The organism is uncultured Halopseudomonas sp. (genome assembly GCF_963977355.1).
Lineage (GTDB): Bacteria > Pseudomonadota > Gammaproteobacteria > Pseudomonadales > Pseudomonadaceae > Halopseudomonas.
Genome location: NZ_CAXBOV010000027.1, coordinates 16,063 through 37,427, shown reverse-complemented (window position 1 = coordinate 37,427; position 21,365 = coordinate 16,063). Strand labels below are relative to the sequence as shown.

Below are 21,365 nucleotides of genomic sequence, written 5' to 3'. Positions count from 1 at the left end.
ACACCCTAGGGCAGGTATGGGGACCACGATGGCACGCGCAGGTCAGTGAATTGAGTCGGGATAACCGACCTAGCACGACCATTGGTAGATACCAGCATGAGTACGCCCCGTCCCTGTTGACGGGTGGCATAAATTAACATGACGCCATTGGGAGAAACAGTGGGAGATTCATCCAATGATGTTTCTGTTAAAACCCTCAGATTACCGCGCTCCAGGTCCTGGATGGCAATCTGAAAATTACGGTTACCCTCTTGGCGGTGCACCATAACCATGGTGCGACCATCAACAGAGAGTTTGGCATTGGCGTTATAGTTGCCGACGAAGGTCAGCCGCTCGGTAACACCAGCGTTGATATTCTGTTTGTAGATCTGCGGACGTCCACCACGATCCGAGGTGAAAACGATCGTGTTGGCATCCAGCCAGTCCGGCTCGGTATCAATTGCGAAATGATTGGTCAGGCGGCGCAATTGCTTACTGGCCAGCTCCATCACATAGATCTCGGGATTACCATCGCGAGACAGCACAAAAGCAAGGCGCTCGCCATCAGGCGACCATGAAGGTGCACCATTGAGCCCCTCAAAACTGGTGATTCGCTCCCGACGACCGGTCTGAATATAATGCACGAATATTTCGGGACGACCCGATTCGAAGGACACATAGGCAATACGCTGGCCATCCGGAGCATATGACGGGGTCAGAATAGGCTCACGCGATTGCAATAATGTGACGGCACGAGCTCCGTCGTAGTCCGAGCGCTGCAGCGTGAATCGGGTGTTATCGACGGAAAACCGTTCAGCGGCCACGTACAATAGCTTGGTATTGAACGCACCCTTGATGCCGGTGATCTCCTCGAATACCAGGTCACTCAAATGATGTGACATGTCCCTCAACTGGCTTACGGTGCCGGTGACTGTGCGAGTCATCATGACTTCTTCACGGATCACATTGTATAGACTGAACTGCAATCGATACTGATCGGAACCCGGGTCGGCATTGACTTGCCCGGCAATCACATAATCCACACCCAGAATCCGCCAATCGCGCGGGAAGATCTCGCTTGCCTGGGTCGGCGTGCTGAGCATATTGCGCCGATCGAATGGAGCGAACATGCCGCTATTGCGCAGATCATTCGAGACGATCTCGGCCATATCTTCAGGCAAAGGGGTGCCACCCTGCCAGCCGAAGGGCACAACCGCGATGGGGGCGGCCTTGTCGTTACCCTGAGTAATCTCGATAACGCGCTGCGCATAAAGATTCTGTGCAATCAGCATCAACGCGATTGCGCTAAGCCATATTTTCAACATCTTCATCAGAATGATAAATCCTCTGCTCTGAAATTCAGCCTGTACTCACGAAAATCCCTATTAAAGATAGCTGGATTTTCACGTGCTAATTGTTGGATTTCAGGAATCCGGCCTACATTTCGGACCGCTCTCACGGCTGATTGATCAAAACCCGGATCACCGCTGCTGTTAGCTATCACTGCGTCGGCGATCTGACCTGTTGGAAGCAGGCTTATAGTGATCGTTACTACCATACCCTTGCGCGCGGACGGAGGTCTGCTCCACTGCTCGGTAACAAGACGACGAATCAGATCGTCGTAGCTCGCCGCTACCTGCTCTCCGGTCTCGTCAGCCTGTGCCTGCTGATACTGGGTTTCGTCTGCCAGGAGATCGGCAAGCGCCTTGGCCTTGGCCTCTTCCTGCGCCCGCTTCTGCTCCGCCTGCTTCTCTGCAGCAGCCTTCGCCGCAGCAGCCTTAAGCTTAGCTTCTTCTGCCGCTTTATTTTTTGCCTGCTCGGCAGCCTGTTTCTTCGCTGCTTCTTCGGCTGCTTTCTTCTTTGCCGCCTCAGCTGCTGCCTTTTTTGCTGTTTCCTCGGCAGCGAGCTTGCGCGCCGCATCAGCCTTGCGTTGAGCCTCAGCTTCGGCTTTCTTGGCGGCCTCGAGTTGCTTGGCTGCTTCAGATTGCTGTTTCTCGGCGGCTTGCGCCGCCTTCTGTTGTTCTTCGCGCTGCTGGACAGCTTGCGCTGCGGCAGCTTGCTCCTTCGCCTTTGCGGCAGCGGCCTCAGCCTGCTCCTGTTTCTGCTGCGCGCGTTTGAGCTCTTCCGCCTCGTGACGCTGCGCTGCAGTGCGCGCCGCCTCTCCGGCTATGCGCTGATCGGTCTGCGTCTGCGCCGGGCTCTTGGAGTTCAGCTGTACCAGAGTCGCCTGAACTATTGGCTTGGCTGGCTCGAATTCCGGCGCACTGCTGAACGAAACGAAAAGCAGTAAAACCACAGCCAGATGCACGGCAAGAGCCTTGAGCACTGATGCAACATAACTGCCGGTTTCCGCCTGACGCGGTTCACGAGTATTCACGGCGCCTCTGTTATCAGTCCCACGTTAGGGACGCCTGCTTGCTGCAATGTCGCCATCGCAGTGACGACCAACCCGTAATTAGCTTCGCGGTCGCCACGTATGTAAACCAGCGTGTCCGGTCGGGCGCTGATGATCTTGGTCACACCCGAGGACATTTCCTCAAGGGATATGGCGCTGTCAGTCTGGTTTTCCGTATCAACAGTTTCACCCAGATTCCAGAAATAGGTTCCATCAGCCAACACCGACAGGGTGAGCACCTGTTGATTGCTATCGGAGGGCATAACCTCACTGGCTACCTGGGGCAAGTCAACCTTCACGCCCTGATTCATCATCGGAGCCGTTACCATAAAAATCACCAGCAACACGAGCATAACGTCGATGTAGGGAACGACGTTCATCTCTGCAACGGGTTTGCGTTTCTGGCGTCTGCCTTGCACCTGCATGTTGACTCCCGTTTACTCGTCGTTGCTGGCGTGGACGCGACGGTGAAGAATGCTCGAGAACTCGTCAGCAAAAGTGTAGTAACGACTGATAAGCGTTTCCGAGCGTGCGGAGAAACGGTTATAGGCAATAACTGCCGGTATCGCTGCAAACAAGCCAATTGCCGTTGCGATCAGAGCTTCGGCAATGCCCGGAGCAACGGTCGCGAGGGTAGCCTGCTGCGCCGTAGCAAGGCCGCGGAAGGAGTTCATGATCCCCCACACAGTACCGAACAGGCCTATGTAAGGACTGGTCGAACCGACCGTGGCGAGAAAAGGCAAGTGTTGATCAAGCTTTTCCTCCTCCTTGGAAATCGCCACACGCATGGAGCGCTGTACCGCATCCATCACGGCATCCGGATCAACGCCGGCCTGTTGGCGCATCCGGGAAAACTCCTTGAAACCGGCACGGAATATCTGTTCAAGCCCGGAGTTGTTATCCGGGTTACCAGTGACCTGGCGGTATAACTTGGACAGATCAATTCCCGACCAGAATCGATCCTCAAAGTCATCAAGCGCGGTTTTTGCGGAACGGATAAAGGCTCCACGCTGGAAAATGATAACCCAGGACATAATGGATGCCGCCACCAGAATCAGCATAACCAGCTGTACCAGTACGCTGGCTGTAGAAATCAGGTGCCACATCGACATTTGATCAGCTTGCACGCGTTGCCTCTCCTCGCTCGGTCTTGCTATCTATTACCTGCCGTGCCCTGAACGCTGCGCTCAGGACAGGCGGAATTCCTCTGGGTTTGTACCGATCTGCGCTGACACATGCAACAAGCACTTCCCCCTCACACAATACGTCGCCGTCGACCCTTCTTACCTGCTGGCGGAAACGTATACTGGCGCGCTTGAGATCAACCACTTCCACGCTGACTTCCAGCTCATCGTCCAGTCGCGCGGGCGCGTGGTAACGGGCGGTCACCGAATGCACAACGAAAATAATGTTTTCAGTCTGCAGGACACTTTGGTCAAACCCCAGGGAACGGACCATTTCGGTTCGCGCACGTTCCATAAATTTGAGGTAATTGACGTAATATACGATGCCGCCGGCATCAGTATCTTCAAAGTAGACTCGGACTCTCAGCGCGAACGGCGGTCCGGAATAGTCAGCGCGCATAATGTAGAGCCAACGGTGAGCTTTGCATAGTGTTTCCCAACCAATATCGAAAATATTTTTTCAAGCCCCATCGGGATCCTGACCCGGGCCAAACAGGTCCCCAGCGGGCTGCGTCATCCGGCCAGGCAAATCGAGTCCAAAGTGAGCATACGCGTGCCGGGTAAGCATCCGCCCTCTGGGCGTACGGGTAATAAAGCCCTGTTGAATCAAAAAGGGTTCCAGCACGTCTTCTATTGTGTGCCGCTCTTCACTGATAGCGGCGGCCAGACTGTCGATACCCACCGGCCCGCCATCAAACTTGTCGATCATCGCCAGCAATAACCGGCGGTCCATGTGATCAAAGCCTTTGACGTCAATATCCAGCAGATTCAGGGCCTGGTCAGCTATGTCTGATGAGATGGCCCCGGTGCCGCGCACTTCGGCGAAGTCACGCACGCGACGCAACAAGCGATTGGCGATTCGCGGTGTACCGCGCGAGCGACGGGCTATCTCCAGCGCACCGTGCTCCTCAACCTGCAGTCCGAGTATCTTTGCCGAGCGGGTCACGATTGTGGCCAGATCATCGACGCCGTAAAACTCCAGGCGCTGGGTAATACCGAACCGATCACGCAGAGGATTGGTCAGCATACCGGCCCTGGTAGTAGCGCCCACGAGGGTAAAGGGTGGCAAGTCGAGCTTGATTGAGCGAGCAGCGGGGCCTTCGCCGATCATGATATCGAGCTGATAGTCCTCCATTGCCGGATAGAGAATTTCCTCGACCACCGGTGAAAGACGGTGAATCTCGTCAACAAAAAGCACATCGCCCGCTTCAAGACTGGTCAGCATGGCTGCCAGATCCCCAGCACGTTCGAGCACGGGGCCGGAGGTGCTCTTGATCTTAACCCCCATCTCCTGAGCGATGATATTTGCCAGGGTGGTCTTGCCCAGCCCGGGAGGACCAAAAATCAGCACGTGATCCAGGGCTTCGCCACGGCCTTTCGCCGCCTTGATAAAAAGCTCCATCTGCTCGCGCACGCTCGGCTGACCTATGTAGTCGGCCAAGCGGTAAGGGCGGATCGCCCGGTCAATTACATCTTCCTGCTGCCGCGGTGCGGCTGCGATCAAGCGATCTTCTTCCAGCATGGAGATCCCGTGGGTTAAATACAGACCAATTAAAAGATGCCCTTGAGCGCGCGACGAATCAACTCTTCGCTACTCATGCCATCCTCTTCCACTGCGGCGACCGCGCGACTGGCCTCCTGCGGCTTGTAACCGAGAGCTATCAGGGCGCTGACCGCGTCAGTGCTTTGTGAGACAGCGGGAGGATTATTGCCCTCCCCGACCAGCGGCTTGAACGAACCGGGCAACGCTTCCCACGCCTTGAAGCGATCACGCAGTTCAATAAGAAGACGTTCGGCCGTTTTCTTACCTACCCCAGGTACGCGTACAAGTGCGCTGGTATCCTGCGCCTGCACTGACCGAATCAGCTCATCAACCTCAAGCCCGGACATCAAAGCGAGCGCCAACTTGGGCCCCACTCCATTGAGCCTTATCAGCTCACGGAAAAGCTCACGCTCGCGCTTCTCGACAAAGGCATATAACAGTTGAGCGTCTTCGCGCACGACCATGTGGGTATGCAGGGTGACCGACTGCCCCAGAGCAGGCAGTTTGTAAAAGGTACTCATTGGCGCATCCAGTTCATAACCTACGCCCTGCACATCCAGCAAAATGTGAGGCGGCTGCTTCTCGAGCAGCAGCCCTGTCAATCGTCCAATCATTCGGGCATCTCTCTTCTAGCGCTCATCTGTGGCGAACCCGGCCGCTGCGTAACCCCAGAAGCCCGCCACCCAGTTGTGTATTGAGGGCTGTCGAATGAGCATGACAGAGGGCTGCCGCCAGGGCATCCGCAGCATCCGCCTGGGGCGTGCCAGACAAGCCAAGCAACTGGGTGACCATATGCTGTACCTGGGTCTTGTCAGCCGCGCCTGTACCGACTACCGATTGCTTGATCTGCCGGGCAGTATATTCGTGGACATCCATTCCAGTGTGTACCGCTGCCACAATGGCAGCACCCCGGGCCTGGCCCAACTTGAGTGCTGAATCAGGATTACGCGCGAGAAAAACCTGTTCGATGCTGAGAATGTCCGGCTCATACTGCTTGATCAGCTCGCTCAAACCCTCGAAGATCAATTTGAGCCTGCCCGGCAGAGGCCCGCCACCCAGGCGTATACACCCGGACGTAACATATTCACACCTGCCCGCGTGCTCGCGGACTATTCCGTAGCCCGTCGTTCGCGAACCTGGGTCTATACCCAATATCAGGGCCATGCGTGTTCATTCCCGCTGTTTGGATGAGGCCTAGTGTGCCATATCCGCTTTGCCTTTCGACAAAAGAACGTTGCTATGAAAAAGGGAGGCATTTGCCTCCCCTTCCTATGCGCTTTAGGCTTCAACCAAGCTGTTCCAACACGTCATCGGGTATATCAGCGTTACTGTAGACGTTCTGCACATCGTCCAGATCCTCGAGCATATCGACCAATCGGAGAACGCTCTCGGCTCCAGCCAGATCCAGAGCTACGGTGGTAGCGGGGATCATGCTGATATCCGCGGCCTCACGAACAAAGCCTGCCTGGTCGAGAGCGTCGCGGACACCACCGAACTCTTCAAAGGTGGTGAATACGTCGATCGAGCCGTCGTTATTGCTGACGACATCCTCAGCGCCCGCTTCAAGAGCGCCCTCGATCAGAGCGTCCTCGTCCGCATCCGACCCATAGCTGATCTGACCTCGACGCTCGAACAGATAGGCCACAGAGCCATCGGTACCCAGATTGCCACCACACTTGTTAAAGGCATGGCGAACCTCACTGACAGTGCGGTTACGGTTATCAGTCATCACCTCGACCAGTACCGCTACGCCGCCGGGACCATACCCCTCATAGGTAAGCTCCTCGACATTGTCTGCATCAGTACTGCCCACACCGCGTGCTATCGCGCGGTCGATGGTGTCGCGGGTCATATTGGCGGTCAGTGATTTATCCACTGCCGCCCGCAGTCGCGGGTTATCAGCCGGCTCAGGGCCGCCAAGCTTGGCGGCCACTGTCAACTCCCTGATCAGCTTGTTGAAGACCTTGCCACGCTTGGCATCCTGGGCGGCCTTGCGGTGCTTGATATTGGCCCATTTGGAATGTCCGGCCATGCTCGACTCCGTTGTTCGGACTGATTATTCGACCTTGGGCTGCTCGCGCAAGCGGATGTGCAGTTCGCGCAATGCCTTGCTATCCACTGCGCCTGGCGCCTGGGTCATCACGCAGGCAGCGCTCTGCGTTTTCGGGAAGGCGATCACTTCGCGGATCGACTGAGCCCCAGTCACCAGCATCACCAGACGGTCCAGGCCAAAGGCCAGACCACCGTGAGGCGGCGCACCGTACTTCAATGCATCCAGCAGGAAGCCAAATTTCTCCTGCTGCTCTTCTGCACTGATACCCAGGATATTGAAAACTGCCTGCTGCATTTCCTTGCGGTGAATACGAATCGAACCACCGCCCAGCTCAGTGCCGTTGAGCACCATGTCATAAGCGCGCGAGAGCGCCGTAGCCGGGTTGGCAGCCAGATCTTCCGGGCTACACTTGGGTGCAGTGAAAGGATGGTGCAATGCGCTGAGGCTACCGTCATCGTTTTCTTCAAACATGGGGAAGTCGATCACCCACAACGGCGCCCACTCGCAGGTCAGCAGCTCAAGATCATGACCGAGCTTGATACGCAGCGCACCCAGCGCCTCGGAAACGATCTTCGCCTTGTCAGCCCCAAAGAACACGATATCGCCATCCACCGCGCCTACGCGATCCAGAATGACCTCGAGGTTTGCCTCAGGGATGAACTTCACTATGGGTGACTGCAAACCTTCAACACCCTTGGCTCGCTCATTGACCTTGATGTAGGCCAGCCCCTTGGCACCGTAGATGCCAACGTACTTCGTGTAGTCGTCAATCTGTTTGCGCGGCATGCTCGCGCCACCCGGTACGCGCAGGGCGGCAACGCGGCCCTTGGGGTCGCTGGCCGGACCACTGAAGACCTTGAAGTCTACTTCGGCCAACTGATCGGCAACATCCACCAGCTCCAGCGGGTTACGCAGGTCCGGCTTGTCGGAGCCGTAGCGACGCATGGCCTCTTCGAAAGTCATATGCGGGAAATTGCCCAGTTCCACGTCCAACACTTCCTTGAAGAGCTTCTGGATCATGCCCTCGGTCAGGTCAATGATGTCCTTCTCGTCCATGAAGCTGGTTTCAATATCGATCTGGGTAAATTCAGGCTGACGATCAGCTCGCAGATCTTCGTCACGGAAGCATTTGGCGATCTGGTAATAACGATCAAAGCCGGAAACCATGAGCAATTGCTTGAAGAGCTGGGGTGACTGGGGCAAGGCAAAAAAAGTGCCCGGGTGGGTGCGACTGGGCACCAGATAGTCACGGGCGCCCTCAGGGGTAGCACGGGTCAGAATTGGGGTTTCCACGTCCAGAAAGCCGTTCTCATCCAGATAACGACGCACACTGCTGGTAATACGCGAGCGCAGCTTCAGCTTGGCGGCCATCTCCGGACGACGAAGATCGATAAACCGGTAGCGCAGACGGGTTTCCTCGCCCACATCAGAGTACTCGTCGAGGGGGAACGGCGGTGTTTCTGCCTGGTTCAGTACTTCCAGGTCATACCCCAGCACTTCAATCGCACCAGAAGCCATGTTGGGATTTACCGCACCGGAGGGACGCGGGCGGACCTTACCCGTTACCTTGACCACATACTCACTGCGAACGCGATCTGCCAAAGCAAAGGTTTCTTCACGGTCCGGATCGAAAACCACCTGCGCCAGGCCTTCACGATCACGAATATCCAGAAAGATCACACCACCGTGGTCACGACGCCGGTGAACCCAACCGCAAAGGGTGACTTCCTGTTCCGCCAGCGATTCGTTCAACTGGCCGCAATAGTGGGTACGCATCATGTTGTGGTATTCCTGTCGTAGAGATCGGGCAGCCTGGGAGACCCTTTGCGGGCCAACCGCAAAGCGGCGCACTGAGAAAAGCGCAATAATATACCCGAAAAACGCCCTTGTCGGCGAGAACCTCGGACACCAGGTGTACTCGCATTCAGGTTACTGAACCCTTCGGAAGAAATGCTGTCCCTTATACATAGCCTTGCAATATTCGGTTTCGACAAATTAGCCGTCCAAGCACGCGTGCTGCCGATCAGCGTCTATACTGCCGGCATCAAGCCTTACGGCGAAAGTCGAGCGAGTTCAGCTCGGAAAACATATTTGAATCAATCCCATCCAACAGGAGTCATGATGAAAATCGATATTGGCATCAAAGAAAATGATCGCGAGAAAATTGCCGAAGGCCTATCTCACCTGCTGGCAGACACCTACACGCTCTACCTGAAAACGCATAATTTTCACTGGAACGTAAAAGGCCCCATGTTTCAGACATTGCACATGATGTTCGAGACCCACTACATGGAGCTTGCGCAGGCTGTGGATGATATCGCCGAACGCATTCGTACACTGGGGTTCCCCGCACCAGGTACTTACAAGCAGTTCGTCGAGCTCAGCAGCATCAAGGAAGAAGCCGGCGTGCCAGATGCCTTGGACATGGTTCGCCTGCTGGTGGAAGGTCACGAGTCATGCGTTCGCACGGCACGGGAATCCTTTCCCATCTGCGACGAAACCCACGACGAGCCGACTGCCGACTTGCTGACCCAGCGCATGCAAGTGCACGAGAAAACCGCCTGGATGCTGCGCAGCCTGCTCGAAGAGTAACGCTAGCCGTTGCGTCCAGTGATCGTCGGCGGATAGTCAGCTATCCGCCGACAATTTTTTTCAAACGCTCTCACTGCAACTTTGCCCTTCTATTAAGCTCTGAACGTTCACACTTTGAGCCCTTGACTGTTTCAGGTTACAGTGCGCGCCCCGGCTTTACCTCTCTATTGCGCCGGGCACAGGCACTTTCCCGTTACCAATGTCATAGCATCCAAGGTGAAATTCTTGAATACGTTTCGTTATCTGCACCTCATCATCGGCCTAGCCGCATTAATAACTGGTCTGGTCAACACGCTCCCTTTCTTTACTCAAAGCGGCTTGGTCAATCTTAACGCCATCCTTCTGTTGTTTACCGGCCTGCTTAACCTGCAGCAGTTCATCGCACGACCTCGCGTAGACACCGCATTACGCCACGGTATAGCCATTGCGGTTTCGATTGGCCTGCTGGTGGCAGCTCTGCTTCCTCTTGTGGCAATGTGGGTTACCGCATTCGAAGCTCTGGTCATTTACGCGACTGGTCTGGCCATCGGAGTCGTATGCCTGGCAACGGCAATGACTTTGGCCAGCGAGATACAGAAACTTTCCTTCAACCTGCCCGGTCGGCATTCGGATCGCGAAGCAGGCACGGTAAAGTGGTTTAATACCAACAAGGGCTTTGGCTTCATATCACGTGATCAGGGCGATGATGTGTTCGTGCATTTTCGCGCCATCCGCGGCGAAGGTCACCGGGCATTGGAAGAAGGCCAAAGGGTTGAATTCGTCGTTGCCCGCCGTGAAAAAGGGCTGCAAGCCGAAGATGTGGTTATTCTCTAACCCGAAATAAGACCGGCGCCCTCCAGGGGCGCCGGTTTGATAAACACACAACGATTTCAATAGTGCGGCGGAGGTTGATCCTCATCATTAGAAGGCAAAGAGCTGGCAAGATCGGCCTGCCTCCTGGCCAGCACCTCGACCGCCCTTCGTAACTTTTCCATTTCCATTTGCTGTGCCGCTACCGTTTCACTCAGCGACTGTATCGTATCGTCCTGGAACACCAGCCGTATCTCCAGGTCCGCAACTCTGTTCTCAAGATCACTCATAGCGATTGCTCCGCAAACTCAAAGTCGGGTGGCAGCATACGTTTCAGTTGACTGAGGCGCGCCTGCATTTCGTCAACGGTACAAGGTTTCACCGGTAACCGTCCCCACACTGGGGCGGGCCAGGCCGCATCATTGCTATAGCGAACCACATGGTGAATATGCAGCTGACTGACTACATTTCCCAAAGCAGCAACATTCATCTTGTCCGCGGAAAAGGTCTTGCTTAAAAGTTGGCTCAACAGGGAGGACTCAGCCGACAAACGCTGCTGATCGCGCTCACTGAGTTCAAAAATCTCTGTTACGTCGTTTACCCGCGGAACCAGAATGCACCAGGGATACTGGGAATCGTTCATCAGCAGCAGTCGACATAACGGAAAATCGCCCAGCTGAACACAATCATTTGCCAACCGTTGATCTAGCTTGAACATGCGACTCCCATTAGGTTGTAGGCACATTAGCGAAAAAATATACGCGCTATAGAGCGCCGCCCGTCTCAAAGTGAGACGTTTGTGAAACGAATCACGTAAAACTGCGATATTTAGATTATAATAGCGCGGTTAAAATGACCTGAGCAGTTTATGATACTCGGATAGAGTGTAGGTCAAGGCTTCAAGAACATGTTTTTTAAGCCTAATCTTTCGCTATTCATCTTTTGATGCTTTAATCTGGTTGGATAACAATTAAAAGATGATCGGTCCCGGTTTCCGTGACCATAGCTTGTTTTTAATCTGAAGGAGCAAATAATGAAAAACGTTATCAAATGGAGCTCCACTGCGCTGGCCGTCGCGGCTGCGAATGGACTTATCGTGTCACAAGCTACCGCAGCTGTTGAAAACAACGAAGGCTTCATCGAGAGCTCTTCGGCTACCCTCAGCAACCGCACAATGAACTTCAATCGCGACTTCCGCAGCCCTGGCGTTGCCCAGAGCAAGCGCGATGAGACTGCTACTGGTTTCGTTCTGAACTTCGAATCCGGTTACTCCCGCGGCCCAATCGGCCTGGGCTTCGATACCATCGCGATGATGGGTATCAAGCTGGACAGCACCAATGCTGATGCCGGCACAGGCCTGCTGCCAAGCACCTTTGGCGATAGCGGCCCAGCCAACTACGCCGAAATCCGTGGCGCAGTAAAAGCCCACATCGTAGAAGACACCATTCTGCGTTACGGCGTACACCTGCCGTCCAACCCGGTCATCGCCTATGATGACGCTCGCCTGCTGCCTAACCACTACGAAGGCTACAGCATCACCAACGAGTCTATCGACGGCCTGTTTGTAGAAGCCGGTCGCATGAATGACCGCAGCGAAATGAACAGCTCATCTGAAACCGATGGCGCTTTCATTGCTGATGAGAAAATCACCTACCTGGGTGGCACATACGCATTCTCCGACGACCTGAGCACTAGTCTCTACACTTCCGATGCAGATAACCTGTGGAAGCGTCACTTTGTAGGTCTGACCTACAACCTGCCACTGGCTAATGACATGTCTCTGGTAACCGACCTGGCTCACTACCAGACTTCGGACGAAAGCGGCCCTGCTACCGACTATGACAACGATGCAACTTCCCTGGCGCTGACTCTGGGTGCAGGTAACCATGCGTTCGTTGTTGCGTATCAGCAAATGGGCGGCGACGCTGGCTTTACATATTATGACGGCGCTATCTTCCTGGCCAACTCGGTTCAGTACCTTGACTTCAATGCCAAGGACGAGCGCTCCTATCAGGCCCGTTACGACTATGACTTCGCTGGCCTGGGCCTTCCCGGTCTGACCTTCATGACCCGCTACATCACCAGTGACAACATCGATGCGGCACCAGCCGTACGCGACAGCCGCTGGGAGCGTGACACCAACATCAGCTACACCGTTCAGAACGGTGCTCTTGAAGGTGTTAACGTACTGTGGCGCAACGCTACCATCCGTCAGGACGATACACTTGACGGTGGCGACGTTGACGAGAACCGCCTGATCGTTTCCTACACCTGGGATCTGCTCTAAGCAAACCAGCGGTAAGAAACAGAAAACCCGGCTAAGGCCGGGTTTTTTTATGCCCTGAGATAAATTGGCTGGACCCAAGCGGTCTATACGCCAACAGACCACAAACGTACAATAACCTCAATTGCCCAAACCGCCTCAGGATTTACTGCCCAATGCGCACCAGCCAATATCTGATCTCCACGCTAAAGGAAACACCCGCTGACGCCACCGTGATCAGCCACCAGTTGATGCTACGCGCGGGGATGATCCGTAAGATCGCTTCGGGTCTATACACCTGGCTGCCTATGGGCCTGCGGGTTCTGCGCAAGGTCGAAAACATTGTCCGCGAAGAAATGAACAATGCCGGCGCCCTGGAAATACTGATGCCCGCCATTCAGCCTGCCGAGCTCTGGCAGGAATCCGGTCGCTGGGAGGAATACGGCCCGGAACTGCTGCGACTTAAAGATCGCCATGATCGCGAGTTCTGTGTAGGCCCGACACACGAAGAAGTCATAACCGATCTTGCCCGAACCGAAATCAGCAGCTACAAGCAGTTGCCGCTAAACATGTACCAGATACAGACCAAGTTTCGTGACGAGATCCGTCCGCGCTTCGGTCTGATGCGCGCGCGCGAATTTGTCATGAAAGATGCGTACTCATTTCACCTGGATCAGGATTCGCTAGAAAAGACCTACCAGGGTATGTACCAGGCCTATTCCAACGTATTTACCCGGCTGGGACTCAACTTCCGTCCGGTAGTAGCTGATAATGGGTCCATCGGCGGCGAAGGCTCCCATGAGTTTCATGTGCTCGCAGACTCCGGAGAAGATGCAGTCGTTTTCTCGGACACTGGCACCTATGCAGCCAATATGGAAAAAGCCACTGCCTTGCCGCCCCAGGGCGAGCGACTCAGCGCCTCGGCCGAAAAAACTCTGGTGGAAACGCCCGGTAAATTCACTATTGAGGCCGTCTGCGACTTCCTCGGGCTTCCAGCAACTCAAACCGTGAAAACTCTGGTGGTTCTCGGCGAAGCCGGAGAGAGCAAGCAGCATCCCATGGTTGCACTGGTTCTGCGCGGCGACCATGAACTGAACGAAATCAAGGCGGAGAGACATCCGGCTATTCATGCTCCTTTGACTCTCGCCAGCGAAGCGCAGATTCTTCAAGCCATTGGCTGTCGACCCGGCTCAATAGGACCTGTCGGCCTGGAGATTACGGTCATAGCCGACTACGAAGCTGCACACCTCGCAGACTTCGTATGCGGCGCCAATCAGGATGGTAACCACTTTACCGGCGTGAACTGGGACCGTGATGCGAACTACGACGAAGTAGCCGATCTGCGTAACGTGGTTGAGGGTGACGCAAGTCCGGACGGCCAGGGTACGTTGGTTATCAAGCGTGGCATCGAGGTTGGTCATATATTCCAGCTGGGTCGCAAATACAGTGAGGCAATGAACTGCACGGTGCTCAATGAGCAAGGCAAAGCCAGCACCCTCAGCATGGGGTGTTATGGCATCGGCGTTTCACGCGTCGTGGCCGCAGCAATAGAGCAGAATCATGATCAGCGCGGGATTGTATGGCCTGAGGCCCTTGCGCCCTTCCAGGTGGCCCTGGTGCCCCTGAAAATGGAAAGCTCCGAACAGGTCAAGGCTGAAACCGAGAAGCTCTACAAGGCACTTCAGAGCGCTGGAGTAGATGTATTACTCGACGACCGGGATAAGAAAGTCAGCCCTGGGGTCAAGTTTGCCGATATGGATCTGATCGGGATTCCACACCGGGTCGTCATTGGTGACCGTGGTCTTGACGAAGGCCAGGTCGAGTACAAATATCGCCGGGAAAGCGACGCTCGCAATATCAAGGTCGAGGATATTCTTGCGTTTCTGCTGCAAAACACTGGTAACGCCCGGGAAGAGTGAGCTTATGCATATGACTTTGCCAAGGCTTCGTACGCTACCATCATCTGTCGAGCGCCTGGGGCCCAACCTTAAAGCTATCGCAACGCTTGCCAGCATGCTGCTGGTGGGCTGTGCTGCGCAGGCACCGGAAAAAGAATCTGCGCGAGAACATGTTGACCGCGAAATGATCAGCCACACGGTGCAGATAGATATAGGTGAGTCACCCGTTATGGCGCTGCCGCAGCGAAAAGTGCGGGTTACCGAGCAGCTGCTTTATAAGGTCGACTACTTTGATCGTCAGGGTAATGTGCTGGACACCCGCGAGGAGTATCAAAGGCTCCCATGGGCGGAAAAACCCATTTCCGTTGTTGCAGGTAATTTCCAGACGATCCTGTACACCGACAAGGACGGACATCTACAACTGAATCTGTTGAACGATGGTTTCCTGGATCTTGACTACCAGAATCTTCGCGTAATCCAACTCAGCGCCAAGGCAGATCAGGCGGTGCGCGGCGAGGTAGATCTTCTGGTGGGTCGGGATCTGCGCAGCAAATTGCATGAAGCGGTTGAGCTGATTTACGACAACCTGGAAGAAGATGACGTGGATCAGTGGGCCTATCGGGTAAAGCGCCTTGAGGAATTGGGCCTTGAAGTAGAGTCGAATCAACTGGAAAACATGCTCATACTTCTGACTACTGGCGATCCGATGCTGCAGGGTGAATTCATCCAGGCACTGGAAGTTAACAGCCGCCCCTGACATGGCGATACGCACAGGGATAGTGACAGCAGCAATCATAGCCTGGCTCGGACTGGCAGGACCAGTGCCGGCCCAGGACGCCGGGGAGGTGGATCAGCAGCTCAAGGCCTTGCTGATCGACACTGTGGCGCGCTCAAGCAGCTTCGACGATCGTTTCGATGCCGAGGTCTGGCTGGTCGATATGTCTGCGCGCATGGCGCCCTACCTGCCAGATGAGCAGGAGAGGCTCGATTTTTTACGCCTCGTACATCAGGCGTCCAGCAGCGCAGGCCTCAAACCCGACCTGGTCATAGCCCTTATCCATGCTGAAAGCCTGTTTGACAGATATGCTCTTTCTGTCGCCGGAGCACAGGGAGTGATGCAGGTAATGCCCTTCTGGAAACATGAACTGGGACGCCCAGAAGACAATCTGATCGACCTCGCCACAAACCTGCGTTACGGATGCACCATCCTCAAGTACTACCTGGACAAGGAAAAAGGCAATCTAAGACGGGGCCTGGCACGCTACAACGGCAGTTTGGGAAGCCAGAAATACCCGGATCGGGTAATCGACTACTGGTATACCTATTGGTACGTCAACGAGTGACGTCCAAGACTCAAAGCTGAACGAAACCTGCAATGTCCTGCCAGATACAGGCATCAAGTTCAACCGACTCGACTCTCGCTGCACCGGGCCCCTCGCGCAGCCAGTGTGCCATTGTCTCAACCTTGTCCTGCTCACCACACAACATCACCTCGACAGAGCCGTCATTGCGGTTTCTGACCCAGCCATCTACCCCAAAATGGGTGGCCTGTTGTACCGTGGCACGGCGAAAGCCCACGCCCTGGACCTTGCCCCGGACAAACCCTTGAACGCTAAGCCTAGTCATTACTCTCTCCACCAATACCCTCGCCTGTGTGCAGCAAACCCAGCAGCTCTTGCTCGGTCTGCGGCCCTTGCAACGTATGCACAAGCTTGCCCTGCGGGTCGATGATATAGGTAGTCGGCAAAATCTGCGGCAAGGCCAAACCGTATGCCTCTGCGAAATCGTGGCCCACTACGGAGAAGCGGATGTCCATTTCTTCGCTCAAAACCCGCAATTCTTCCCCCTGATAATCGTCAAAATGAATGCCCAGCACGACGACCTCGCCCGAAGCCACCGCGAGTGAGTTCAATTCCGGCAACTCCTTCCGACAGGGCGCACACCACTCGGCCCAGTAATTGACCACAATCCAGCGCCCTTCCAGGTCTGCCGCGAGCACCGGCGAGCCCTGATGGTCAACCCACTGCTGCTGACTGCAGGCAGCCAAGGTCAAAAGCATCGATAGGGCAATGAGTATCCTGAGTCCGCAGTTCATGCGGTCACCCCATCTGTCGAACGTACAACTGTCTCGTTCGCCGCCAGCTCTTTGGCCAGCCAGTCCTTGATGCTGCCTCCCAGAATTTCCTCGCGCTGACCTTCCAGGCGGCCCAGCGCATCAAGCAGCACCGGATACCAGGATGCATCAGTGTGCAGGCGCGATGGCAGTTCAGAAGTATTGGGAACCGGCCAGGGCATACGGGCAAAGAGATCGGCAAGTTCCATCTGACCCAGGTCACGACTCAGGACATAACCACCATGCTGTGCACGGGCAATGATCCGCTCGGTCTCAAGCCATTCCGTCTGCTCAAGCCATAGCTCCTCATGCATGACCCAACCCGCATTGTTGACTTTACCCAGGTCGACTACATCCCCGCGCTTGTGCGCCTGGAGGAAAACCTGGAGCAGGCCGAGCATGCTCAGCAAACCCGGAAGCATTGGGCGTTTCCAGGCGTTACTGTTTCCCAGATTGGCAACCAGTTCGGCCCCGAAAAGGATGATCAGCCAGCTAACGTAGATCCACAGCAGAAATAGAGGGAATGCGGCAAAGGCTCCATAGATAAGCTGATAACCGGGAAACAAAGCCACATATAACGCGAAAGATGCCTTTGCACCCTCGAATAACAGCGCGACAAGAACACCGCCTGCCAGACCGTGACGCAAGGGCACTCGGGTGTTGGGTACAGCGACATATACCAGTGTGAAGGCAGCGATATTCAGAATCAGCGGAATCCAGCCGAGCAGCAATCGGGTAAGAGTATCGACGGCTGCGCCAGTGCCAAAAAAGTTGAGCGATGTCAGATAGGTGCTGACCACAAAACCGGCACCCAGCAGCAAAGGGCCCAGACTCAGCACCGCCCAGTACAACAGAAAACTGGAAACCCCACGCCTGGCCTGGCGAATGCGCCATATAGCATTGAAGGCACGCTCGATGTTCAGCAGCATCAATAGTGCCGTGATCAACAGCAGTGCCACCCCTACTCCGGTGAGCTGACGAGCCTGATCGGAAAACTGGCTGAGATACTCACGCAAGGTGTCGCCGGTAGAGGGAACAAAGTTGCTGAAAATGAAATCTTCAACCTGGCTACCTACCTGATCAAAGGCCGGGATGGCTGCCAGCATGGCATAGCTGACCGTCATCACCGGGACGACGGCAAATAGCGTGGTGTAAGTCAGCGCCGCAGCGTTCTTGACACAGTTGTCTTCACTGAAGCGTCGAAAAAGGTAACGGCAAAAATGCAGTAACAGGTTGAGTCTTGGCGACATCCAGATACCCTGACAGCCAGAAGAATTAACGCTTAGAATAAACCCCATACCCGGCATAAGCCACCGACCACGCTCACAGTAACGGAGACACCCATGTCCGTCGCACGCATTTATCATAACCCTCGCTGCTCGAAATCCCGCCAGGCCCTGGCTTTGATCGAAGAGCAGGGAGAGGCGCCGGAAATAATCGATTACATCAAGACGCCTCTGGACAACGCATCCATAAGTGAACTTCTGACGATGCTCGACATGAGCGCGCGCGATCTGATGCGCAAGAAGGAAGATACCTACAAGGAGCTCAACCTGAACAATCCCGAGCTCAGCGAAGCGCAATTGGTTCAGGCACTGGCTGACTACCCCAGGCTGATTGAGCGACCGATTGTGGTACGTAACGGCCAGGCCGTGCTCGCCCGTCCGCCGGAAAAAGTACTGGAGCTCTTTGCATGAGCCCTACTGCTCCCTATGTTCTGGTTCTGTTTTATAGCCGTCACGGTGCCACCTCGAAAATGGCCCGCCTGGTCGCTGAGGGTGTCGAAAAAGCCGGTCTGGAAGCACGCGTGCGGACCGTACCTGAGGTATCGCCGGAAACCAGGGCTAGCAGCCCCGCCGTTCCGCCAGCGGGCCCGGTTTACTGTACTGAAGATGACCTGCGCAACTGTTCAGCACTGATCCTCGGCAGCCCTACCCGATTCGGTAATATGGCGGCTCCGCTCAAGTATTTCATCGATGGCACCAGCAGTCTCTGGCTGGCTGGAAGCCTCACAGACAAGCCGGCAGCCGTGTTCACTTCAACAGCCAGCATGCATGGGGGACAGGAGAGCACCCTGCTGTCCATGCAGTTACCGCTGCTGCACCATGGCATGTTGCTGGTAGGTCTGCCTTATGCAAACACAGAGCTGACCGAAACCCGGGGCGGTGGTACACCCTACGGTGCAAGTCACCACGCAGGCACCGACGGATCTCGGTCGCTGGACCCTCAGGAATCAGCCTTGTGTCGCGCACTCGGGCAACGCGTTGCCACCCTCACCCGCACGCTGCAAGCCGGAGCTACCCATGTCTAAAATTGAAAAGCCTTTGCCGTCCTTGAACTATCTTGAGCCGCGTATGCGCATCACCAGAATACTGTCTCTGGTCGGATATCTCGGGGTGATTTTTACACTGCTCACCTATAACGCACTCTTCGCGGACCTGCATGGAGCCAATCCGCTGGTGATTATCGGGACGCTGTTGGTGCCCTTGCTGATTTTCATGCCAGGTATAATCATTGGCAATGTGCGTGCCCATGCCTGGCTGTGCTTCGCCATCAACCTGTACTTTATTTATGGCGTGCTGGTCTGTTTTCAGCCAGGGCGGCTGATGTACGGCTCACTGCTGGTTGGCTTCAGTGTGCTTTATTTCATACCAGCAATGGGCTATGTGCGCTGGGGATTCCAGGCCAAGAGGGTCAGCGAAGGGGGCTAGACGACTACCAATTCATGATCCGCTTGACGAAGGGAATGGTCAGGCGATGCTGGGCTTGCAGGGACGCCTGATCGAGCTTTTCAAGGGCGGCAAACAGTTCACCCATACCTCGGGCACCCCGATTCAACATGTATCGTGCGACCTCATCAGTCAGTTGAAGACCACGCCCCTCCGCCCTCAATTTCAGAACCTCCTGCTTACCCTGATCATCAAGTGCCTGCATTTGCAAAACCAGCCCCCATCCCAAACGTGATGTCAGGTCGGCAAGCTCAAGAGCCATGCTTCTGGGCGCAGAATCGGCAGCCAGCAGCAGCCGTCCACCCCGCTCCCTCAGACGGTTGTAGAGATGGAAAAGCGCCTCCTGCCAATCTGCATGTCCCACCACCGCGTCCAGCTCGTCCAGACACAGCAGGTCCACCTCTTCCATACCCTCAAAAAGGGCCGGCCCATATTCGATCATATTCGCCAGGGGAAGATACATTGCCACGCCCCCTGCCTCGTCCATGCGATGACACGCAGCCTGTAGCAAATGTGAACGACCACTTCCGGAAGCGCCCCAGAGATACAAAGCGCCATCACCGGGATTGCTTTGCGGGTCTGCCAGTGTTTGCACGGCCCTTACCGCCAGCTGATTGGGACCGGAAAAAAAATTGCGGAAAGTGGCTTCGTCGCTGAGTTTGACGCTCAACGACAGCTGTATGGGGCTTCCAGTCGACATTAAAGAACGGGGGCCTCAGGCTCTGATTCAGACTGATCATCCAGATCCGTCGGATCTTCATCACTATGCTCACGATAGGCACTTGAGTTCTTGTATCGATCCAGCATGTACCGCACCAGAACCATTAATACAGCTGCAACCGGCAGTGCCAGCAACACACCGACAAAACCGAAAAGCTGACCACCGGCCAGTACCGCAAAGATAACCGCAACCGGGTGCAGGCCTATGCGGTCACCAACCAGGAGGGGTACCAGCAAAGTGCTTTCTATTATCTGACCCAGACCGAATACGACAACGACGGCAACCAGATGGAACACATCACCAAACTGGAAGATCGCTGCGATAAGGGCGGCGCCTACCCCAACAACAAAGCCAAGATAAGGAACGATACTTGCGAGCCCGGCAATCATGCCAATCAGCAGTGCCAGCTCAAGCCCAATGAGCCACAGCCCCAGGGAATAGATAACCCCCAGGCAGAGCATGACCAGCAATTGCCCCCGAATGAACGAGCTAAGCACCTCATCACAGTCGCGAACCAGTCTTACAGCAAGGTCTTCATGATGTCTGGGCAGCAAATTCCTGATGCGCTGCATGATTTCCTTCCAGTCGCGCATCAGGTAAAACGCGACCACCGGGATCATCGCCAGATTCACCAGCCAGGTGAGCAAAGCCATGGTCGAGCGCGTAGCCTGTTGCAGGACAATCCCTACAATTCCGCCCGTCTTGGCAAGGTTCTCACGGATCGTATTGGTGACTGTCTCAAGACGGAAGCTGCTGACATCGACGCCCAAGCGAGATTCGAACCAGGGCAGCGCAGTCTGGTTGAACCAGGTCACCATTGCCGGGATCTGCTCTCGCAAAATATCTATTTCGTTGATTAGCAGCGGTATAAGAATCAACAGCATAAGGGCAAAAACACCCGTTACACCGGCAAAAACCACAACCACGCCAGCCATCCGGGGCACACCGCGGGATTCGAGACGGCCCACAGCGGGATCGCCCAGATAAGCCAGCAGAATTCCAATCAGAAAGGGTGGCAAGATAGGCTGCAACAGATAGATCATCAGCAACAGCGCGGCAAATCCAAAAACCCAGTACCAACGGGTATCAGTAATCATTTTCAGTTC

At 55.2% G+C, this 21,365-nt stretch carries 26 protein-coding genes; 9 read left to right on the top strand and 17 right to left on the bottom strand.

Features of this window, described 5'->3' with window-relative positions; genetic code table 11:
* Positions 1-5 precede the first annotated feature (5 nt).
* From tolB to aspS, 10 genes are all read right to left on the bottom strand, one after another.
* Complete coding sequence (tolB, locus tag AAC076_RS14395; protein WP_339846928.1) at positions 6-1,310, bottom strand: Tol-Pal system beta propeller repeat protein TolB; 1,305 nt, start codon at positions 1,308-1,310, stop codon at positions 6-8.
* Positions 1,310-2,356, bottom strand: a complete 1,047-nt coding sequence (tolA, locus tag AAC076_RS14390) for a cell envelope integrity protein TolA (protein ID WP_339846926.1) — start codon at positions 2,354-2,356, stop codon at positions 1,310-1,312. The genes tolB and tolA overlap by 1 nt, the downstream gene beginning before the upstream one ends.
* Complete coding sequence (gene tolR, locus AAC076_RS14385; protein WP_339846924.1) at positions 2,353-2,799, bottom strand: protein TolR; 447 nt, start codon at positions 2,797-2,799, stop codon at positions 2,353-2,355. Before tolR ends, tolA begins: the two co-directional genes overlap by 4 nt.
* A 12-nt stretch (positions 2,800-2,811) precedes the next feature.
* The gene (tolQ, locus tag AAC076_RS14380) at positions 2,812-3,486 is read right to left on the bottom strand and encodes a protein TolQ (RefSeq protein WP_339846996.1); all 675 of its coding nucleotides are present in this window, start codon (positions 3,484-3,486) and stop codon (positions 2,812-2,814) included.
* Between the two features lie 4 nt (positions 3,487-3,490).
* Entirely contained in the window at positions 3,491-3,958 is a 468-nt protein-coding gene (gene ybgC, locus AAC076_RS14375; RefSeq protein WP_339846922.1) for a tol-pal system-associated acyl-CoA thioesterase, read from the bottom strand.
* 60 nt (positions 3,959-4,018) lie between these two features.
* Complete coding sequence (ruvB, locus tag AAC076_RS14370) at positions 4,019-5,080, bottom strand: Holliday junction branch migration DNA helicase RuvB (RefSeq protein ID WP_339846919.1); 1,062 nt, start codon at positions 5,078-5,080, stop codon at positions 4,019-4,021.
* A 29-nt stretch (positions 5,081-5,109) separates the two neighbouring features.
* Positions 5,110-5,715 (bottom strand): Holliday junction branch migration protein RuvA, encoded by a 606-nt coding sequence (gene ruvA, locus AAC076_RS14365; protein ID WP_339846916.1) that lies wholly within the window; start codon positions 5,713-5,715, stop codon positions 5,110-5,112.
* Between the two features lie 22 nt (positions 5,716-5,737).
* Positions 5,738-6,265, bottom strand: coding sequence for a crossover junction endodeoxyribonuclease RuvC (gene ruvC / locus AAC076_RS14360; protein ID WP_339846913.1), 528 nt, complete (start codon positions 6,263-6,265; stop codon positions 5,738-5,740).
* A 121-nt stretch (positions 6,266-6,386) separates the two neighbouring features.
* A complete protein-coding gene (locus AAC076_RS14355; protein ID WP_339846910.1) occupies positions 6,387-7,133 on the bottom strand; it encodes a YebC/PmpR family DNA-binding transcriptional regulator in 747 nt (248 codons plus the stop codon).
* A gap of 24 nt (positions 7,134-7,157) precedes the next feature.
* On the bottom strand, positions 7,158-8,933 hold the full coding sequence (aspS, locus tag AAC076_RS14350) for an aspartate--tRNA ligase (RefSeq protein ID WP_339846908.1): 1,776 nt from the start codon (positions 8,931-8,933) through the stop codon (positions 7,158-7,160).
* Positions 8,934-9,275: 342 nt separating this feature from the next.
* On the opposite strand from aspS, the gene AAC076_RS14345 reads away from it, so the two are divergent.
* The gene (locus tag AAC076_RS14345) at positions 9,276-9,746 is read left to right on the top strand and encodes a Dps family protein (protein WP_339846905.1); all 471 of its coding nucleotides are present in this window, start codon (positions 9,276-9,278) and stop codon (positions 9,744-9,746) included.
* Between the two features lie 225 nt (positions 9,747-9,971).
* Positions 9,972-10,559 (top strand): cold-shock protein, encoded by a 588-nt coding sequence (locus AAC076_RS14340; protein WP_339846902.1) that lies wholly within the window; start codon positions 9,972-9,974, stop codon positions 10,557-10,559.
* Positions 10,560-10,615: 56 nt separating this feature from the next.
* On the opposite strand, the gene AAC076_RS14335 is transcribed toward AAC076_RS14340, so the two are convergent.
* Positions 10,616-10,831: a SlyX family protein gene (locus tag AAC076_RS14335; protein WP_339846994.1), complete on the bottom strand. Its 216-nt coding sequence runs from the start codon at positions 10,829-10,831 to the stop codon at positions 10,616-10,618.
* Positions 10,822-11,253 (bottom strand): HIT domain-containing protein, encoded by a 432-nt coding sequence (locus AAC076_RS14330; RefSeq protein ID WP_339846899.1) that lies wholly within the window; start codon positions 11,251-11,253, stop codon positions 10,822-10,824. Before AAC076_RS14330 ends, AAC076_RS14335 begins: the two co-directional genes overlap by 10 nt.
* A gap of 315 nt (positions 11,254-11,568) precedes the next feature.
* Between AAC076_RS14330 and AAC076_RS14325 the strand changes: the two genes are divergently transcribed.
* The 4 genes from AAC076_RS14325 (at position 11,569) to AAC076_RS14310 (ending at position 16,039) form a co-directional block, all read left to right on the top strand.
* Positions 11,569-12,822 carry an OprD family outer membrane porin gene (locus AAC076_RS14325; protein ID WP_339846896.1) on the top strand — a complete coding sequence of 418 codons (1,254 nt, stop codon included), beginning with the start codon at positions 11,569-11,571 and terminating at the stop codon, positions 12,820-12,822.
* Between the two features lie 152 nt (positions 12,823-12,974).
* Positions 12,975-14,717 carry a proline--tRNA ligase gene (locus AAC076_RS14320; RefSeq protein ID WP_339846893.1) on the top strand — a complete coding sequence of 581 codons (1,743 nt, stop codon included), beginning with the start codon at positions 12,975-12,977 and terminating at the stop codon, positions 14,715-14,717.
* 4 nt (positions 14,718-14,721) lie between these two features.
* Positions 14,722-15,453: a hypothetical protein gene (locus tag AAC076_RS14315; RefSeq protein ID WP_339846891.1), complete on the top strand. Its 732-nt coding sequence runs from the start codon at positions 14,722-14,724 to the stop codon at positions 15,451-15,453.
* A gap of 1 nt (position 15,454) precedes the next feature.
* Positions 15,455-16,039: a lytic transglycosylase domain-containing protein gene (locus AAC076_RS14310; protein WP_339846888.1), complete on the top strand. Its 585-nt coding sequence runs from the start codon at positions 15,455-15,457 to the stop codon at positions 16,037-16,039.
* A 10-nt stretch (positions 16,040-16,049) separates the two neighbouring features.
* Here the strand turns inward: AAC076_RS14310 and AAC076_RS14305 are convergent, their stop codons facing one another.
* Genes AAC076_RS14305 through AAC076_RS14295 form a run of 3 tightly spaced genes read right to left on the bottom strand, consistent with a single transcriptional unit; the run spans position 16,050 to position 18,059 of the window.
* Positions 16,050-16,322 (bottom strand): acylphosphatase, encoded by a 273-nt coding sequence (locus AAC076_RS14305; RefSeq protein ID WP_339846882.1) that lies wholly within the window; start codon positions 16,320-16,322, stop codon positions 16,050-16,052.
* Positions 16,315-16,791 carry a TlpA disulfide reductase family protein gene (locus tag AAC076_RS14300; protein WP_339846879.1) on the bottom strand — a complete coding sequence of 159 codons (477 nt, stop codon included), beginning with the start codon at positions 16,789-16,791 and terminating at the stop codon, positions 16,315-16,317. Before AAC076_RS14300 ends, AAC076_RS14305 begins: the two co-directional genes overlap by 8 nt.
* The gene (locus AAC076_RS14295) at positions 16,788-18,059 is read right to left on the bottom strand and encodes a YihY family inner membrane protein (RefSeq protein WP_339846876.1); all 1,272 of its coding nucleotides are present in this window, start codon (positions 18,057-18,059) and stop codon (positions 16,788-16,790) included. Before AAC076_RS14295 ends, AAC076_RS14300 begins: the two co-directional genes overlap by 4 nt.
* Before the next feature lie 93 nt (positions 18,060-18,152).
* Between AAC076_RS14295 and arsC the strand changes: the two genes are divergently transcribed.
* The 3 genes from arsC to AAC076_RS14280 are packed head-to-tail and all read left to right on the top strand — an operon-like array spanning position 18,153 to position 19,520.
* On the top strand, positions 18,153-18,506 hold the full coding sequence (gene arsC / locus AAC076_RS14290; protein WP_339846873.1) for an arsenate reductase (glutaredoxin): 354 nt from the start codon (positions 18,153-18,155) through the stop codon (positions 18,504-18,506).
* Positions 18,503-19,120 (top strand): NAD(P)H:quinone oxidoreductase, encoded by a 618-nt coding sequence (gene wrbA / locus AAC076_RS14285; protein ID WP_339846870.1) that lies wholly within the window; start codon positions 18,503-18,505, stop codon positions 19,118-19,120. The genes arsC and wrbA overlap by 4 nt, the downstream gene beginning before the upstream one ends.
* Positions 19,113-19,520 carry a DUF2069 domain-containing protein gene (locus AAC076_RS14280; RefSeq protein ID WP_339846867.1) on the top strand — a complete coding sequence of 136 codons (408 nt, stop codon included), beginning with the start codon at positions 19,113-19,115 and terminating at the stop codon, positions 19,518-19,520. The genes wrbA and AAC076_RS14280 overlap by 8 nt, the downstream gene beginning before the upstream one ends.
* 4 nt (positions 19,521-19,524) lie before the next feature.
* Here the strand turns inward: AAC076_RS14280 and hda are convergent, their stop codons facing one another.
* Both hda and AAC076_RS14270 read right to left on the bottom strand, forming a co-directional pair.
* A complete protein-coding gene (gene hda / locus AAC076_RS14275) occupies positions 19,525-20,238 on the bottom strand; it encodes a DnaA regulatory inactivator Hda (RefSeq protein ID WP_339846864.1) in 714 nt (237 codons plus the stop codon).
* Positions 20,238-21,356, bottom strand: coding sequence for an AI-2E family transporter (locus AAC076_RS14270; protein WP_339846863.1), 1,119 nt, complete (start codon positions 21,354-21,356; stop codon positions 20,238-20,240). The genes hda and AAC076_RS14270 overlap by 1 nt, the downstream gene beginning before the upstream one ends.
* Between the last annotated feature and the right edge of the window lie 9 nt (positions 21,357-21,365).